The sequence below is a fragment of the Arcicella sp. GW458-12-2-14-TSB2 genome, from assembly GCF_059423785.1.
Genome location: NZ_JBWKYN010000061.1, coordinates 1 through 16690 on the forward strand (window position 1 = coordinate 1; position 16690 = coordinate 16690).

General features: G+C 34.9%; 14 protein-coding genes. 7 read left to right on the forward strand and 7 right to left on the reverse strand.

The window, feature by feature from the left end; translation table 11 throughout:
- Window positions 1–17: 17 nt before the first annotated feature.
- Window positions 18–383 (reverse strand): cyclic nucleotide-binding domain-containing protein, encoded by a 366-nt coding sequence (locus AC07XN_RS10760; RefSeq protein ID WP_309912432.1) that lies wholly within the window; start codon window positions 381–383, stop codon window positions 18–20.
- A gap of 140 nt (window positions 384–523) precedes the next feature.
- Window positions 524–1216, reverse strand: a complete 693-nt coding sequence (locus AC07XN_RS10765) for a Crp/Fnr family transcriptional regulator (protein WP_309912430.1) — start codon at window positions 1214–1216, stop codon at window positions 524–526.
- Window positions 1217–1408: 192 nt separating this feature from the next.
- Here AC07XN_RS10765 and AC07XN_RS10770 point away from each other — a divergent pair, with 192 nt between their 5' ends.
- From AC07XN_RS10770 to AC07XN_RS10785, 4 genes are all read left to right on the forward strand, one after another.
- A complete protein-coding gene (locus AC07XN_RS10770; RefSeq protein ID WP_494743062.1) occupies window positions 1409–3817 on the forward strand; it encodes a heavy metal translocating P-type ATPase in 2409 nt (802 codons plus the stop codon).
- Window positions 3818–4263: 446 nt separating this feature from the next.
- Window positions 4264–4812, forward strand: a complete 549-nt coding sequence (locus AC07XN_RS10775; RefSeq protein WP_494743063.1) for a hypothetical protein — start codon at window positions 4264–4266, stop codon at window positions 4810–4812.
- Between the two features lie 680 nt (window positions 4813–5492).
- Window positions 5493–6260 carry a sensor histidine kinase gene (locus AC07XN_RS10780; RefSeq protein ID WP_494743064.1) on the forward strand — a complete coding sequence of 256 codons (768 nt, stop codon included), beginning with the start codon at window positions 5493–5495 and terminating at the stop codon, window positions 6258–6260.
- A gap of 56 nt (window positions 6261–6316) precedes the next feature.
- Complete coding sequence (locus AC07XN_RS10785; RefSeq protein ID WP_309912422.1) at window positions 6317–6997, forward strand: response regulator transcription factor; 681 nt, start codon at window positions 6317–6319, stop codon at window positions 6995–6997.
- Between the two features lie 72 nt (window positions 6998–7069).
- Here AC07XN_RS10785 and htpG read toward each other — a convergent pair whose 3' ends face one another.
- Window positions 7070–8887, reverse strand: coding sequence for a molecular chaperone HtpG (htpG, locus tag AC07XN_RS10790; RefSeq protein WP_494743070.1), 1818 nt, complete (start codon window positions 8885–8887; stop codon window positions 7070–7072).
- 455 nt (window positions 8888–9342) lie between these two features.
- Here htpG and AC07XN_RS10795 point away from each other — a divergent pair, with 455 nt between their 5' ends.
- From AC07XN_RS10795 to AC07XN_RS10805, 3 genes are all read left to right on the forward strand, one after another.
- Window positions 9343–10023 carry a response regulator transcription factor gene (locus AC07XN_RS10795; RefSeq protein WP_494743065.1) on the forward strand — a complete coding sequence of 227 codons (681 nt, stop codon included), beginning with the start codon at window positions 9343–9345 and terminating at the stop codon, window positions 10021–10023.
- On the forward strand, window positions 10020–11285 hold the full coding sequence (locus AC07XN_RS10800) for a sensor histidine kinase (RefSeq protein ID WP_494743066.1): 1266 nt from the start codon (window positions 10020–10022) through the stop codon (window positions 11283–11285). The genes AC07XN_RS10795 and AC07XN_RS10800 overlap by 4 nt, the downstream gene beginning before the upstream one ends.
- 65 nt (window positions 11286–11350) lie before the next feature.
- On the forward strand, window positions 11351–13561 hold the full coding sequence (locus tag AC07XN_RS10805) for a TonB-dependent receptor (protein WP_494743067.1): 2211 nt from the start codon (window positions 11351–11353) through the stop codon (window positions 13559–13561).
- Window positions 13562–13648: 87 nt separating this feature from the next.
- On the opposite strand, the gene AC07XN_RS10810 is transcribed toward AC07XN_RS10805, so the two are convergent.
- The 4 genes from AC07XN_RS10810 to AC07XN_RS10825 form a co-directional block, all read right to left on the reverse strand.
- Window positions 13649–13894 carry an acyl carrier protein gene (locus AC07XN_RS10810; RefSeq protein ID WP_309912414.1) on the reverse strand — a complete coding sequence of 82 codons (246 nt, stop codon included), beginning with the start codon at window positions 13892–13894 and terminating at the stop codon, window positions 13649–13651.
- Window positions 13895–14033: 139 nt separating this feature from the next.
- Window positions 14034–14702 carry a hypothetical protein gene (locus AC07XN_RS10815; protein WP_309912412.1) on the reverse strand — a complete coding sequence of 223 codons (669 nt, stop codon included), beginning with the start codon at window positions 14700–14702 and terminating at the stop codon, window positions 14034–14036.
- Window positions 14703–14810: 108 nt separating this feature from the next.
- The gene (locus AC07XN_RS10820; RefSeq protein WP_309912410.1) at window positions 14811–16019 is read right to left on the reverse strand and encodes a hypothetical protein; all 1209 of its coding nucleotides are present in this window, start codon (window positions 16017–16019) and stop codon (window positions 14811–14813) included.
- Between the two features lie 87 nt (window positions 16020–16106).
- Window positions 16107–16643 carry an RNA polymerase sigma factor gene (locus AC07XN_RS10825; protein WP_309912408.1) on the reverse strand — a complete coding sequence of 179 codons (537 nt, stop codon included), beginning with the start codon at window positions 16641–16643 and terminating at the stop codon, window positions 16107–16109.
- Window positions 16644–16690: the final 47 nt, after the last annotated feature.

Here is a 16690-nt window from a genome sequence, read left to right on the forward strand (position 1 = left end):
TTTATCAGCTTGCCAATTTATTCAAAAACAGTATTTCTTTCATCTATCTGATTACAGATACTCATCATAAAATACCTACGAATATCTGTGTGTTCGTGAATGAGGGCATCTATTAAAGATTTTTCAAAAATCAAAAAGATAGAATGCTCTAGTACTTTTACTGAGTAGGGATGGTCTTTTTCTAAAAGCATTTCTTCTAACCCCAAAAAATACCTTTTGTTTTTAAGGACAACAGCCTCTTTCAAACCGTCTCTTAATTCTACACTTCCATCTTTGATATAAAAAACGTAGTCGGGGTGTTGTCCTTTTCTGTACAAATAGTCACCTTGTTTAAAACTCAGTTGAATACCACTGGACAATATTACTTTTTCTGCTTTATTCATGTAAATGTTTGTTAATCTGTGGCCAAGTTAGCTCTTTTACTAACTTCGCTGAAATGATTTTTATCAATACAATTAATGATAAAATAAGGCTAGAACGAGCTTATAAATAATTGTATCTAATGTATGTAAGGGTGCATTAATTAATCGTATAAACTACTTATTTGTAATAATTTATCGGCTCTCAGAATAGTGATTTCACTTCCACGAGTGCTTACGATTCCCTCCTCTTTAAATTCAGAAAGGAACCTAATTACAGTTTCTTTGGCCGTGCCTACAATAGAAGAAAGGTCTTCGCGGGAAATGGAAATCGAAAAATGTTCAGCTTTTTTGTCGTCATAAGTGCTTTTTAATAAAAGCAAAGCCTCAGCCAAACGTTCTCTGACAGGTTTCATTGCCAAGTGTACCAATTTATCCTGCGTATCCCCCAATACTTTGGCAAGCATCCTCATTAAGTCACTAGCCACTTTTACATTGGTATCAATAAGGTTGTTAAATTCTGTAGCAGATATAAAACAGGCCTGTGTATCATCCAAGGCAATAGCAGAAGCACTATACTTGGTATTTTCAATCAAAGACCGATAGCCCAAAGTGTCTCCTTTTTTCACAAGCCTTATTACCTGTTCTTTGCCATCAGACCCTAGTCTGCTTACTTTTACTTTTCCATTGAATACACAGAAGAGCCCTAAAGGACGATTCCCCTCATGAAAAATAACCTGTCCTTTTTTATAAGTATTGAAGCATTTGCTATCGTTGATATGGTTTAATTCATCATGAGAACAGTTTTTGAAAAGTGACGAATTCTTGAATTCGCAATTATTACAGTTGGGAGTCATAAATTTTCTGGATTATTATCTTCGAAATTCCCTATTTATATCTCTTTTGTAAATGACTTTAATCAGTTTTATCAATTGCTTTACTCATGTTTTACAAATTGTTTAAAGATGAACTTTGATTCATCAAAAATCAATTTTGTGTTTTGATACAGAGCTTTTGGGATTCTTGCTCAAAAAATAAACGCTACTCACATGATTGCCACTACCGATATAGCTCAACTTTGTTTTCATTGCGGAAATGAATGCCCCGACGACCATATTCATATAGAAGAGAAGTTTTTTTGTTGTGATGGATGCAAGACAGTCTACGAGATTCTAGACCAGAACAATCTTTGTAATTATTATGAAATAGAAAAAAAAGCTGGTAATACTCCTCAAATTTCACGGTTTGATTTTTTAGATAATCCTGAAATTGCCAAAACACTATTGGATTTTCAAAATGAAAATATTTCGAAGGTTACTTTCTATATTCCTACCATACACTGTAGCTCATGTTTATATTTATTGGAAAACTTATTCCGTTTGCACGAAGGCATTGAGCGTTCGCAGGTAGATTTTTTAAAGAAACAAGTAGCCGTTACCTTCAATCATAATGTAGCCCAACACGGTATCAGCTTTCGTCAATTAGCCGAATTGTTGAGTTCAGTAGGTTACGAGCCTTTGATGTCGTTGAATGATGTAGTGAAGGAAAAACAAAAGCCCAATGATAGAAAATTACTTACACAATTAGGCCTTGCTGGTTTTTGTGCGGGCAATATTATGCTCTTTAGCTTTCCTGAATACTTAGGGCTACAAGACGATATCTATAAATTGCTTTTTGGGTATTTAAACATCGTATTGGCAATACCTGTAGTATTCTACTCAGCTTCTAGCTACTTTGAATCTGTCTACAAAAGCCTTCGCAAAGGTATCGTGAACATCGATTTTCCTATCTTATTAAGCATATTGGTCGCTTTTTTCAGAGGAATCTATGAAGTTGTTTTCAATCATGGTGCGGGCTATTTTGATTCTCTTACAGGCTTAATTTTCTTTTTATTAATTGGCAAATGGTTCCAACAAAAAACATATCATTTTCTGTCTTTCGAACGCGATTATAAATCCTATTTCCCTTTGGCGGTTACTCGTTTAGTGATGGGCGTGCAAGAGTCTGTTTCAGTAAGTGCTTTAAAAAAGGGAGATAAAATTTTAATAAGAAATGGCGAGTTAATCCCTGCGGATTCATTGTTGTATAAAGGTGAAGCTAGGATAGACTATAGCTTTGTAACAGGAGAAGCTGCCCTTGAAAAAAAAGAGCTGGGCGATTTTTTATTTGCTGGAGGAAGACAAGTAGGAGGGACGATAGAGATGGAAGTGCTAAAAGATGTATCTCAAAGCTACTTAACACAACTTTGGAACAATGATACGTTTCAGAAAGAGCAACAAAGCCGTATCAAAGTATTTTCCAATTTAGTAGGGAAATACTTTACTTTTGGTGTGTTGACATTAGCATTTTCAGTGGCTACTTATTGGTATTTTCAGGATTCAAGTAAAATGTTGAATGCTTTTTCAGCGATATTGATTATTGCTTGTCCCTGTACACTGTCGTTGAGTTACCCCTTTGCACTTGGCAATGGGTTAAGAATATTGGGGAAACAGCATTTCTATTTAAAGAATGGGGATGTTATTGAAACGATGGCTAATTGCAATACCATCGTTTTTGATAAAACAGGTACAATCACAACTTCGGAAGGAGCCAAACCACACTTTCAAGGAAAACGCCCGTTGTCAGTTTTTGAAGAAATGTTAGTGGTTTCTTTAGCGCATAATTCATCGCACCCTATTTCGCAGAAGATAAAAGAAATATCGAAAGAAAAACAAATTCTAGCCATTGAAGGGTTTAAAGAAACCCTAGGTAAAGGAATTGAAGGTAAATATCATGGACATTTAGTAAAGTTGGGGTCTGGTAATTTTGTCAATCCATCGCTTGAAAAAGAGCTTAATTCTTTCTCTGCTTCGGTCGCTCATTTATCCATTGATGACGAATACTTAGGCTATTTTGCTTTGCCTAATCATTACAGAGCAGACATTGAAAAGACCATAAAAAACCTTGGTGAAAATTATGAAACATATTTATTATCAGGCGATAATCAGCATGAAAAGACCCATATAGAAAGTTGGTTTACCTCAAAAGAGCATTTGCGTTTTGAGTGTAGCCCTCATGAAAAATTATCTTTTATCCTTAAGCTACAGTCCCAAGGCAAAAAGGTAATTATGATAGGAGATGGATTGAATGATGCTGGTGCTTTGAAACAGGCAGACATAGGAATTGCCGTGACGGATGATACGCTGAATTTTACCCCAATGAGTGATGGGATTTTATCAGCAGAGCATTTGAAAGACTTTCCAGTCTTTTTGAAATACAGTAGATTTGCGTTGAAGCTTATACGTTTTAGTTATATATTTTCATTAATGTACAATTGTGTTGGGTTAACTTTTGCTGTACAAGGTACGCTCTCGCCAATTGTAGCGGCAATTTTAATGCCTTTGAATTCAATTACGTTAGTAGGAATAGCTTCAATTGGTATGGTTTTTAAAGGAAAAAGTCTTTTTAAAGAAAAGTAATCTTTTGTAAAATACCTTTAAAATTCCTTGGTACAACTGTGCCCACCCTAAAAAATATTTCAATTCGAATTGTTGAAAACATCAGCCCTACATAGTTGAACAATTTGTACAAAATAACTGGGTTGTCGTAATTATTGTATTCTGAAACTGCATAAAACCAAACCCTATCCCTGAACAACAGTAAAACTAAGATTAACAGGACTTTGCACATTGTTGTTCCTTCTTATACTACCCCATATTGAAAATTGTCCTTTCTTAAAACGGATATTTATACCTGATTTGATAAAAATGACGGGTATAAATACCTGTTTTTAGGACTATACCAATGGTCTTTTGTAGTTTGTTGAGTTGCTTTTTTTATTATTGTATTGTATTAAATAATGCACTATTTAGCGAGCCTGCGAAAAGTGGCAATTATTATTTATAAACACTAAATAAAAATAACTATGAAGACTAAAAACTTATTTATCGCTACAGTTTTATGTGCGATTACCATGACTGCTTGTACAAAGTCAGAAAATAATACTATAAAGGAAGGCCCCGTACCGCTCAGCGATTTGCTAATACCAAAAGACAGTGCCATCGCTGATATTGATTCTTATGATTTATTATGCCGTAAGACACTTGGTGATGTGCCTATTAGAGCTTACACCATTAGGTCTCAAGAATTATTAGTTGCCATGGGTCTAGACTCAGCATTACTTAACAAAGCCACTTATAAAAATATTCGTGTTTATTTAGCTTATCAACCAAAGGCGCAAAATGGAATTACAGGAAGTTTTAAATTATTTGTAGTACCAGTAGAAGGAGCCAATTTAGATGTTACGCCCGCTATCGGTGGGAAAGATGTTATGCTTGATAAAAATGGACATGGAATTAAACCAGGGGACTTAGCAGGTTACCCGAATAGTGACCAATATATGTTGGATTTAAACACCCCTTGCCCTAATACGTGTGCAACAAATGAAGACCTTTTAACTAAGAAAAAGCTGTAATAGAGGATGAATATAGCCAAGACGATACTTATGTTGTCGGATTTACCGATACTCCTAACACTACTGTATACTGTTGCTTGTTTTAATGAATTGAAAAAAGAATTACGTGTATTTTCGTATTTTATCATTTTTTCAAGCTTTATACAGTTGTTGTCTTTGGCATTTTGGCTATATCGTATGAACAATATGCCTTTATTACATATATACGTTCCAGTAGGTTTTATTTTGCAAGCCTGGTTTTATCGGACAATCTTAGGTGATTTTATTAATAAGAGAATAATATGGTGTATGACCATATTATTCTCTATCTTTAGTATCATCAATTCGCTAGCCTTACAGAATATTTACACCTTCAATTCTAATGCATTAACAATTGAATCTATCCTGATTATAATCCTTACGCTATTTTCATTTATGGTTTTTTTAAACGATATCGTTAAACAAAATGCTTATAATGATATTATCAGCTTGAACTGGATTAACTCTGGATTATTCATTTATCATACATCCAATTTGTTGATATTTTATTTTGGGGCTACTATTGTAAGTAAATTTTCGGTAGATACTAATCTTTATACGTGGATACTGCATGCGTTTTTTTCTTTTATAATGTACGGTTGTTTTTTTATTAGCCTATGGAAGCGGTCACGCAATTGAACATTGTAGAAACCATATTACCTATGACTATTATAGTTTTTATAATAGCCATAGGTGTTGTGCTTTTAAATCAACACTTTCATAAAAACCTATTTGAGCAAAAGCTCAAACAGGAATCCTTAAAAATACTCTATCAGAATGAGTTGCTCCGTTCTAGTATCCATATTCAAGAAGAAGAGCGTAAAAGAATTGCTCAAGATTTACACGACGAACTTGGTGCTGTGCTGTCTATTATGCGGATGCATTTAATAGTGATAGAACAACAAATTGCGGAAGACGATACCAAAACGCGTGCAGGTATTGAGAACGTTCGTCAGCTTTCAGAATCCGCTCTTAGTAGTATACGTAGTATCAGCCATCAATTAATGCCACCTCAATTGGAGAAATTTGGATTAATAAAAACCTTAGAAGCTGTTACTGACCAAATTAATAAAACTGGGAAAATACATATTCGTTTGACTGCGCTGTGCGATATGCCTATTGTCACATGGGCTATTAGTTTAGGCTATTATCGAATTATCATGGAATTAATCAACAACACCATCAAGCATGCCAATGCTACGGTGATTGATTTAAACATTGTGTGTAATGCTTTTGATATACAGTGTAAATACACTGACGATGGGTGTGGAATAAACATTGAAAATGGCTCTGATGGATTAGGACTTAAAAGTATAGAAGGTAGGGTATCCGCCCTTAATGGGATTTTTAAGTGGGGTAATAATGAAAATGAGAAAGGTTTTTATGCCTTTATTGAAATACCAATTGATAATAGTGTAAATCCTTTATAATTATTATTATTCTACAGATTTTACTATAGCATCACCATCTAAACAATCGTTTAATAATGGAAAACAAAATAAAAGTAGGTTTGGTAGAAGACCAGCTACTTTTCAGAGAAGGAATGAAAGGCATATTAAATTATGCTGCCAATAATAAATTTGAAGTAGTGTTTGAATCTGGAGATGGCTATTCGGTCATTGATAAATTAAATAAGGCCAAAACTATTCCAGATGTAATGTTAGTAGATATTTCACTTCCACCACGACCCGACAACAGGGGATTTAATGGGCTGGATGTAACGAATGCACTGTTAGCCTCTTTTCCCCAAGTACGTATCCTTATTCTTTCAGTGCATGAAGATGAAAATTTTATAACCGATTTAATTGAACATGGTGCACATGGCTATTTAGTAAAAGATAGCGATCCCCAAGAAGTATTTGATGCTATTCAATCGGTTCATTCCAAGGGCTCTTATATTAACGAACGTACTTTGAAGGCAATTCAAGGCAGAATAGGCAAAAAAGTAAAGGCTAAAAAAATGAATATTGTCATCACTAAAAGAGAGGAGGAAATATTACAGCTTGTCTGTCAACAATACACAGCCGAAGAAATAGCCGAGAAACTCTATATTAGTGTAAAGACTGTCAATGGTCATAGAAATAATCTATTACAAAAAACAGGTTCCAGAAATGTTACGGGTTTGGTGTTATATGCTATCAAAAACAGCATAGTTTCATTGATTTAAGGGATAGGTTATATCATACAAAAGCTCTGCTAAGAATAAATCTTAACAGAGCTTTTATCATTATCAGTGTTATTACAGTGCTAAAGCTGTTCTTTGAATAAAGGCTGTTAAATCACCACCAGTAAGCATATTTTGTGACAACAAGGCTAAATCATATACTTGTTTCGCTAATTTTTTCTGCTCTTCTACATCCGAAGTTTGAAGAATTTTAGCAACCGAAGCATGGTTTGCATTGATAGAAACAATATAATTGTTTGGCATTGAGCCGAACATATTCATGCCTCCACCACCAGCACGAGACATATCGCTCATTCTGCGCATGAATTCGTTTTGCGTAATTACGGCAGGTAGTTCATCAACTGGCATTGCTTCTAAAGCAACAACTTTTTTTTTATCGTTGATTACTTCTTCAAAAATCTTTTTCACTGATTCTTTCTCTGTTTCAGAAAGTACCACATCAACCGCAACACCTTTGTCGATAAGTTTCTCGATTGTATCAGCATCTACTCTTTTTAGGCTAGTTTTTACCAATTTAGTTTCTAACTGATTGATAAAGTGACTATCTAATACTGAATCTAGTTTCAATACATCATACCCACGTTTTTTGGCAGATTGGATAAAACTATCCTGAGCATTTACATCGCTTGTGTACAAGTAAATTACATCATCGTTTTTATCTTTCTGATTTTCTTGAGCAAATTCTGCGTATTCATTCAGGGTGAAATGTTTACCATCAACGTTTTGAACTAAACAGTAATCTTTCGCACGGTCATAGAATTTCTCGTCTGAAATCATACCGTATTTTACGAACAGACCAATGTTATCAAATTTCTGTTCGAAATCTGCACGGTCAGTTTTGAATAACTCCGATAATTTATCAGCTACTTTTTTAGTAATATGCGAATTGATTTTCTTAACATTACTATCGGCCTGTAAGAAACTACGCGAAACATTCAAAGGAATATCTGGTGAATCGATAACACCATGCAATAACATCAAGAACTCTGGTACAACATCTTTTACTTCGTCAGTAATAAATACCTGACGGCTGTATAATTGAATCTTTTCACGTTGTAGCTGTAATTCATTTTTCACTTTCGGGAAGTATAAAATCCCCGTCAGGTTAAATGGATAGTCTACATTTAAGTGAATCCAGAACAATGGTTTTTCAGCAAAAGGATATAGTTCTTCGTAGAACTTAAGATAATCTTCATCTGTTAATTCAGATGGAGATTTTGTCCAGATTGGCGAAGGATTATTGATGATTTTCTCTTGAAATTCAATTTCAATCGGCAAAAATTTACAGTATTTATCAAGAATTTGTTTCAATTTAAATTCTTCTAAAAACTCTAGAGAGTCTTCGGCTACATGTAAAATAATATCAGTACCACGAGCCTCGCGAGTAGCCTCTGAAATTTCAAATTCAGTAGAACCATCACAAGTCCATTTTACGGATTCTGAACCTTCTTGATATGATTTTGAAATAATATCAACTCTTTCAGCTACCATAAAAGCAGAATAGAAACCTAAACCGAAATGCCCGATAATGGCTTTTTCATCTCCTTTATCTTTATATTTTTCTACAAACTCGGTAGCACCCGAGAAAGCAATTTGATTAATATATTTCTTAATTTCCTCAGCCGTCATCCCCAAACCAGCATCTGAAATGGTGATGGTTTTTGCCTCTTTATCGAAAGAAACCGTAACTTTCAATTCACCTAACTCACCTGAATATTCACCAATTGAAGCTAATCTTTTAATTTTCTGCGAAGCATCAACAGCATTTGACACTAACTCACGAAGGAAAATTTCATGGTCAGAATAAAGGAATTTTTTAATAATCGGGAAAATGTTCTCGGTATGAATCGAGATATTACCTTTTTCTTGCATAGTCATTTTGTCATTTTTTAGCTTAAAACATTTTAAACTCTAATAAAATGAATATTTACAAATACAGTTCCAAGGCAATACAAAATGTCAAATTGGCAGGATAAACTGATAATTAGTGACCTCAAAAATGTTTTTTCTACCGATATTAGTGAGGGTAGCCACGTCAATGGCTTTTTTAAAAACTTCTTGTAAAATGTTTTTACTACGCTAAAAATCTTTTTTCTTTAAAATAGGTATAAATACGCATTTTAAATTTAATAAAAAGTATTCATATTTGTAAAACAATCTAACTATGTGCACTAACATACTCCAGACCTCATGGCTTAATGGCTATGAGGTTTTTGTCTTCTTGCTACTACTGCTCCTTCTCACCTTACACCGAATCTTTATTAAGTTTAAAATCAGATTTCCTACAGAAACATTTAATAACTTGTGAGTCAATCAACACTCGAAAAATGAAAATTTTACTTATTGAAGATGAACCTTCACTGTTGGCATCGATGCAATCTTTTTTAGAACAAGAAGGCAATATCGTTTCGTCGGTTGCTACATTTCACAAAGCCATTGAGAAAGTAAATGATTACGATTATGACTGCTTAGTAATAGATATTACTTTGCCTGACGGAAACGGGCTTGAGATTATTCGTGAATTAAAGAAACGTAATACCTCGGCAGGTATCATCATCGTGTCTGCTAAAAATTCGTTGGAGGATAGATTAACGGGGCTCGATTTGGGAGCAGACGATTATTTAACGAAGCCTTTTCATTTATCTGAACTGAATGCCAGAATTAAATCAGTGTTGAGGAGGAGATTATTTGATGGAAAAACGAAAGTAGTTTTTGATGTGATTAGTATTTCCCCAGATAACCAACAAGTAAGTGTTAAAGATGAAATAGTAGAGCTGACGGGCAAGGAATATGAACTGTTACTATTCTTTATTTCAAACAAGAATAGAATACTTTCGAAGTCTGTGATTGCCGAACATCTTTGGGGAGATTCTATGGATTTGGCCGATTCGCACGATTTTATTTATACCCACATCAAAAATCTTCGTAAGAAACTTATCGAGAAGGGCTGTACAGATTACGTAAAAACTAGATATGGTGCAGGTTATATTTTTTCAGAAAAATCATGAAATTACTCCTTAAAACAGCACTCTATTTAAGTTTAGCATCCTTGCCGATTGCCATTTTCGGTGTGCTGATGCTCAACTGGTTTATCCATAAATCTACCTTACACGAAATAGATGAATTATTGATTTCGCATTTTAAAGTAGTCCAAAAAAGGCTTAATGAATTCCCACCTAGTCAGTTCAATCTACTGACGATTGATGATAATCCTCACCTAGCAATCATTCCAGCATCTATCAACATACAACCTTATTTGATGGACTCTACCGAAATAGATTTACGCGAAAATCATAAAACAGCCATCAGGGTTTTGAAAGGAAGTGTTGTCACGCCACAACATAACTTTTTAGTTACTTTGAAACAGCCCTATGAAGAATTTGAAGAAATTGCGGCAAAATTATCAGTTGGCGTTGGACTATGTTTTTTAGGGTTATTATTGCTAATGTTGCTCCTGAACTTTATGGTATATCGTCAATTATGGAAGCCGTTTAATGGCATTATCGACAAATTAAGGGTATATCAAATTAATAAACAGTCTGAAACTTTCTTTCAGCCCGAAGCTACAGAGGAATTTAATTTACTAAGCCAGACGCTACAATTAATGATAGAGCGTATCGGTAAACAATTCCGTTTGCAAAAGCAGTTTACTGAAAATGCCTCTCACGAAATTCAAACGCCCATTGCGGTTATTTCTTTAGAGCTAGAAACCCTTTTGCAGTCAGATAATTTGCCTGAAAAAGAAATTTTGCATATTCAAAAATCTACCGAAGCACTTCAAAAAATTTCACAATTGAATAAATCTTTGTTATTGCTCACCAAGATAGAAAACAATCAGTTTTCAGAGGCTGTAGCAGTAGATATGAGTGTGCTTGTAAAAGGCCTCTTGAACACTTATCAGGCTTTTGCTGAACATCGGGGCATTGTCATCAAGAAGGAAATTCAGGACAATCAATATTTATTGATAAACCCGTATTTAGCAGAAATTTTGGTTGGTAATCTATTGAAAAATGCGATTCGATACAACCAAAAACAAGGAGAGATTAGCTGTATTTTACACCAAAATCAACTAATTATCAAAAACAAAGGCGAAGCATTGCCTTTTCCTGTTGAGCAACTCTTTCTACGTTTTGTAAAACACCCTAATCATCCAGAAGCTACCGGTTTAGGACTAGCCATTGTGCATCAGATAGCAGAATACTACGGTTTGAAGCTTTCTTATCAATTTAATGAACCTGAAAACGAGCATATTTTTGAAGTGGAATGGTAATGAAGTTTCTGTCTTCAAATTTCCTCCAAATTCATGTCATAGGTTTGTTCAAAAAATGGATTCAAATGAAACAAAAACTTTTATTCCTAACCTTGTTGATGATGTTCTCTTCAACATTTTTTGCACAAAATCTAAGTATTAACTTTAAACTAGAGGATTCTACAAATCATGAAGTCCTTATCGGAGCAAGTGTTCGCTTGCTAAACACAAAAAAAGCAATTGGTGGTTCGGCCGATGTCAATGGTTTGGTAACATTAAAAAACCTTCCCACTGGCAAACAGCTTTTTGAAGCTAGTTTTATTGGGTATGAAAAAAAGCAGATTGAAATTACGTTGCCTGTTTCTGAAGATAAACAACCTTTTGTTATCGCCCTTTCACCCTCTAAAGAAGACTTAGAAGAAGTGACCGTTACGGCTACTAGAACCAATTCTCGCATTGAAGATTTACCTATAAAAGTAGAGGTGCTTGGTCAAGAAGATATGGATGAAGAAAGTGCGGTAGTACCAGGGAATGTCGCTAGTATTCTCGGGGATATTTCTATTATTCATATCCAAAAAACTTCGCCTACCAATGGAAATCAAGCCATTAGAATGCAAGGTTTAGATTCAAAATATACACAGATTTTACGTGACGGAATTCCGCTCTTTGAAGGCTTTTCGGGTAATTTAGGCGTTTTGCAAATTCCACCTTTAGATTTACGACAAGTGGAAGTAGTAAAAGGCTCTGTTTCTACCCTTTATGGTGGTGGGGCAATAGGAGGAATGATTAATATTGTTTCAAAAACACCTACCTCTGAAACTCCAGAATTTACAGGTGTTTTAAATAGAAGTAACTTAAAAGAGACTAACCTAAATACGTATTATGCCCAGAAATTTGGAAAATTTGGTATGACGCTTTTCGCAGGTGTCACTGATCAAAAGGCGGTAGATGTAAACAATGATGGTTTTTCTGATAGTCCTTTAATAAAGCAGTTTTCTTTTCACCCACGCTTTTTTTATACCATTTCAGATAAAAGCAAAGTAAATGTAGGTTATTCATTTATCACTGAAAAAAGGGCTGGGGGCGTTGTGGAGGCTGTAAACCAAGAAAATAACACAGGTCCGCTTTTTGTTTCCGCCAACGATTTTCAACGCCATACGATGGACTATAATTTTAATCACGCTTTTTCAGACGATAATACTTTAACCATCAAAGGGGCTATTAGTACGTTTAATAGAAACTTTACTGAACAAAGTAAATTCTTTAAGGCAAATCAGACGTCATCATATACCGAAATCTCTGACTATTTGATTGCAGGTAAACATAAGGTAGTTTTAGGAGGAAACTTTACATTAGAAAATTTTAATAAACCTCAACTTGATAGTACTCAGCTAGTAAGTTATCAATACAATACCATTGGCTTTTTTGCTCAGGACGATTGGCAGTTATTCCCCAAACTTTCATTACAAACAGGTTTGCGTGTAGATAAGCATAATGTTTTTGGCACATTTGTATTACCACGAATTTCGTTGATGACTAAGCCGTCGGAACACTTTACGGTTCGTTGGAGTGTCGGAACGGGGTATAAAACGCCTAATGTGTTTGCTAACCAAACGCCAGCGAACAGTGTTACTAGTGTAAACTACTGGAACCTTAGTCCTTTAGATATTGGGATAAAACCAGAACATTCGGTGGGAAGTAATATAGATGTAGCATATTCTACGCATATTGGGGAAAAATTTTCCGTACAATTAGACCAAGCCTTCTACTATACCAATATTACGAATCCAGTCATTGCAGAGGCTTCAATTGGTAGCAATAATAGAACTCGCTTGACCAATGCAAATTATGATATTAACAGCATTGGTACAGATACCTATTTGCGATTAGAATATGATGCCATTGAATTTTATTTAGGGTATAATCATACCATTGCCAAACGTTCAGGCTCGGGCGAATCGGCTTATTTGCCATTCAGTCCGCAAGATAAATTTTCATTAACATTAGCGTATACGGTAGAAAATAAATGGCGTTTTGGAATAGAAAGCAGTTTTGTAGGTAGCCAATATTTATACGATAATCAACGAGTGAAAGATTATTCATTTTGGGCAGCGGCCATTGAGCGTAAATTTGGAGACCACCTAAGTTTGATATTAAATGCTGAAAATGTATTGAATATCAAACAGTCTGATTACGAGAGCGTTGTATCAGGAACACCTCAAAATCCATCATTCAAGCCAATTTGGGCACCCCAAGAAGGAGCAATCGTTAATTTGGCGCTGAAGTATAAATTGTAAGTTTAGACATATAAAAACACAAAAAACGCCATAAGATTCTTTATGGCGTTTCCAATTCACTTAAACTCTACATCTATGAAAAAACTCTCATATTCTTCCTAAAGCTCGCTCAATCATCTTAGCGAGGTCATTAATTTTTTTACATTTACCTAGCTCTCCATCAGCCAATTGTACTTGATATTCATTTTCAACAATCATTACCATTTCTAGAAATTCCATTTGATTCAAATCTAAATCTTCATAGATTCTAGTGTAGGGCTTTACCCTATGCGGTTTCACATAAAACGTTTTTGTTAAAAAACCTTGAATGGTGGTTAAGACTGAAGTATTCATAATGAAAAGAGTTAGTATGAGAAAATAAGCTTTTGATATTTTACTGTGTTACATCTTGTACATAGCACACGTTTCTAAGCTTTCAAGAAACAGTCGGGGCATTAGCCCCAACCGTTTATGTAAAACCAAATTTGTGTTGCTATTTTTTATTTCTTCCGAATTGGTACGATAAGCCCAAGGCAATATTAGCGTTCCCATTCGAGCCTTCAGTTTGAAAAGGCATTTGATAATTTGCTTCCAGTGTTCCAATCAGTCGGCGTGCTATCACATAGTTGAGGCCTGTTCTTACCAAACCAAAACCTTCAGCATGATGTCTTCTTTGATTATTATCGAAATCAAATGCAGGCATTGCTCCAGAGAATCGGCGATTATACCTACCAAAGCCATTGCCACCAATACCTACTCCAAGTCCAACGTAAGGTTGTAAACGTTTGCTTTTGAAGGGCATCCAATTCAATCCTAAAGACGTTTGTACTTCTGGGAAATCATTGCCTCTGCTTGCATTATCTTGAAATTGCCCAATGATTGAAAAACGATTTGAAATACCATATTCCACTCTTAATCCTAGTGTTCCACCTACAGAATTTCGTCCACCATCAAATGAAAATATACTTCCACCGATTACACCAAGCCTTAAAAAAGCTGGTTTTAATATATTAAAAGGTTTTTTAGTGGTATCGCTAGATACTTTTTTTACGACTACTGTGCCAAAAATCGGCTCGTTAGGGGTAGTATTCTGAGCATTGGTTTTAAAAACAGCAGTCAGAATGAACATCAGCATCAGTACTTTAATTGAATTATTCTTCATTTTTTTACTATAAACAAATAGTGGTTATTTTTTAACAAAAAGATATACACCCCGACTTTTTAAAGAAAAATCAGGCACGGAAACTTATAATATGTGAAACGCTAAATCTTAATTACCAAACCTATAAAATAATCCAAGCCTAGCACCTAAAGTAGCCGGAGCATTTAAAGGGTTAGGGTTTTTTAATGCTTGGGTCTGATAATTTATTTCTGCACTGGCTACTAAATGTTTTGAAAATTGATACGTTGCCCCAACGTTGCCCCCTAACAAATTGGCAATGGATGCTTGTTTGTTAGAGGTACTTTGATTGTTCGTTGGGTCTTCATAATAGTAATTGATATTATATTGATTAGGTATTTGAATGCTCCAGTTTACTCCAAAATATGGTTTGAAGTTTTGATTAAATAACAAATTGTATCGTAGCCCCAACCCAACTTGATAAGCGCAAAATTGAGGTACATCAACTTTTTTTAATGGCTTTTTGCCACCTCCACCACCGCCTCCGCCTATTCCAAAGCCCCCGTCAAAAGACCCGAAGCCCTCTTCTCGGTGGTTCTCGAAAAAGAGATCGTTTTTCTGTAAATCAATCACTACCCCCCAACGTTCTAAGCCTTTGCTATTATGATAACCCAGAACGGTTCTTATCCCTATTTGAGTACCTCCTCCGCGTTCTAAAAAATCACCACTTGGCATTTGAATACCACCCAACGCACCAATTGAGACCGACTTTGGAATAATCGAGAAATGATTTTCCATCACTAATGAATCTTCCTCCATTGCTACTGATTTAAAAGATTCAATCAAGTTTTTTTTGTCGAGAGACGAAGTAGCTAAAATCGGGCTTTTAAAATTTAATTTATTCATACCCATATACTTTTCTCTTTCTATAATAGATTGTTCTCCAGTAGTTTTATTATCATATTTTTCGAAGTAAGCTTTGTCTTGGTTATTGGTAAATTTTTCACTCGTACTGGGTACTTGTACAATTGTTTTAGTGACGAATACTTTTTGATAAATCGTATCATAAACAATTGTTTTTTGGATAATAGTATCAGGTTTGCTAGAATACTTTGAATGTACTTCTACTAACCTATTTTCCAATTCTTTTACTTTTTGTTGGGTTTGGTTTAAGTAATGATACAACACTGCCGAAACGCCAAACATAATAGTGGCTATTGATGGTATCGCCCACATCAGTCGGGTCAGTTTCCGTTTTAAATCGTTTCTTTCCAAACGTCCTTCCATTTCCCGCCAATCACTCCCCGCAAAATTGGGAAGCTGCGAACCAAACAGTCGGTCAAAATCTTGTTCATCCATGATTTCAGTGCTTTATTAACCAAAGATAATTATCGTTTTACAGACGGCTTTTTCATCCATTGTTAATCAATAATTAGTGTGTACATATTAAAAATTATTAGTTAAAATCAGTTCTTGTAATTTTTTTCTAGCCTTATGAAGGTTAGAGAGCGAAGTGCCAATTGAAATATTCAGCATTTCGGCTATTTCTTTGTGTTCATATCCTTCAATAACGTGTAGGTTAAATACAGTTCTATAAGCAGGGGGTAGTTGCTGAATGAGTGTAGCAATTTCTTCCACCGAAAACTTTCCAAATAAATCCATTTCCATACCCATTTCCGATGCTTCAACAAGCTCGGCCGTAGGTATTTCTTGATGCGATTTACGAAGATGGTTAATACATGTATTTACCAAAATTCTTTTGAACCAACTCACGAAAGGATAATCGGGTTTATATTGATCTATATTGGTAAATACTTTCATAAAACCATCATTTAATAATTCTCTAGATGTATCAAGGTCTGCTACATAACGAATACAAACTGATAAGCCATACCTATAAAAGCCTTCATAAAGCTCTCGCTGTGCGTTTCGATCATTCTTTCGGCACTGTTTTAGTATATGTAGTAGTTGTTCTGTCCTCATCTGTAAAAGAATACACCAATTGTTTCCTTCATATTGCTTTGGATGAA

Coding starts and splice junctions, on each gene's coding strand:
- AC07XN_RS10760 (WP_309912432.1), bottom strand. CDS start 383: ATGAATAAAGCAGAAAAAGTAATATTGTCCAGTGGTATTCAACTGAGT.
- AC07XN_RS10765 (WP_309912430.1), bottom strand. CDS start 1,216: ATGACTCCCAACTGTAATAATTGCGAATTCAAGAATTCGTCACTTTTC.
- AC07XN_RS10770 (WP_494743062.1), top strand. CDS start 1,409: ATGATTGCCACTACCGATATAGCTCAACTTTGTTTTCATTGCGGAAAT.
- AC07XN_RS10775 (WP_494743063.1), top strand. CDS start 4,264: ATGAAGACTAAAAACTTATTTATCGCTACAGTTTTATGTGCGATTACC.
- AC07XN_RS10780 (WP_494743064.1), top strand. CDS start 5,493: ATGACTATTATAGTTTTTATAATAGCCATAGGTGTTGTGCTTTTAAAT.
- AC07XN_RS10785 (WP_309912422.1), top strand. CDS start 6,317: ATGGAAAACAAAATAAAAGTAGGTTTGGTAGAAGACCAGCTACTTTTC.
- htpG (WP_494743070.1), bottom strand. CDS start 8,887: ATGCAAGAAAAAGGTAATATCTCGATTCATACCGAGAACATTTTCCCG.
- AC07XN_RS10795 (WP_494743065.1), top strand. CDS start 9,343: ATGAAAATTTTACTTATTGAAGATGAACCTTCACTGTTGGCATCGATG.
- AC07XN_RS10800 (WP_494743066.1), top strand. CDS start 10,020: ATGAAATTACTCCTTAAAACAGCACTCTATTTAAGTTTAGCATCCTTG.
- AC07XN_RS10805 (WP_494743067.1), top strand. CDS start 11,351: ATGAAACAAAAACTTTTATTCCTAACCTTGTTGATGATGTTCTCTTCA.
- AC07XN_RS10810 (WP_309912414.1), bottom strand. CDS start 13,894: ATGAATACTTCAGTCTTAACCACCATTCAAGGTTTTTTAACAAAAACG.
- AC07XN_RS10815 (WP_309912412.1), bottom strand. CDS start 14,702: ATGAAGAATAATTCAATTAAAGTACTGATGCTGATGTTCATTCTGACT.
- AC07XN_RS10820 (WP_309912410.1), bottom strand. CDS start 16,019: ATGGATGAACAAGATTTTGACCGACTGTTTGGTTCGCAGCTTCCCAAT.
- AC07XN_RS10825 (WP_309912408.1), bottom strand. CDS start 16,643: ATGAGGACAGAACAACTACTACATATACTAAAACAGTGCCGAAAGAAT.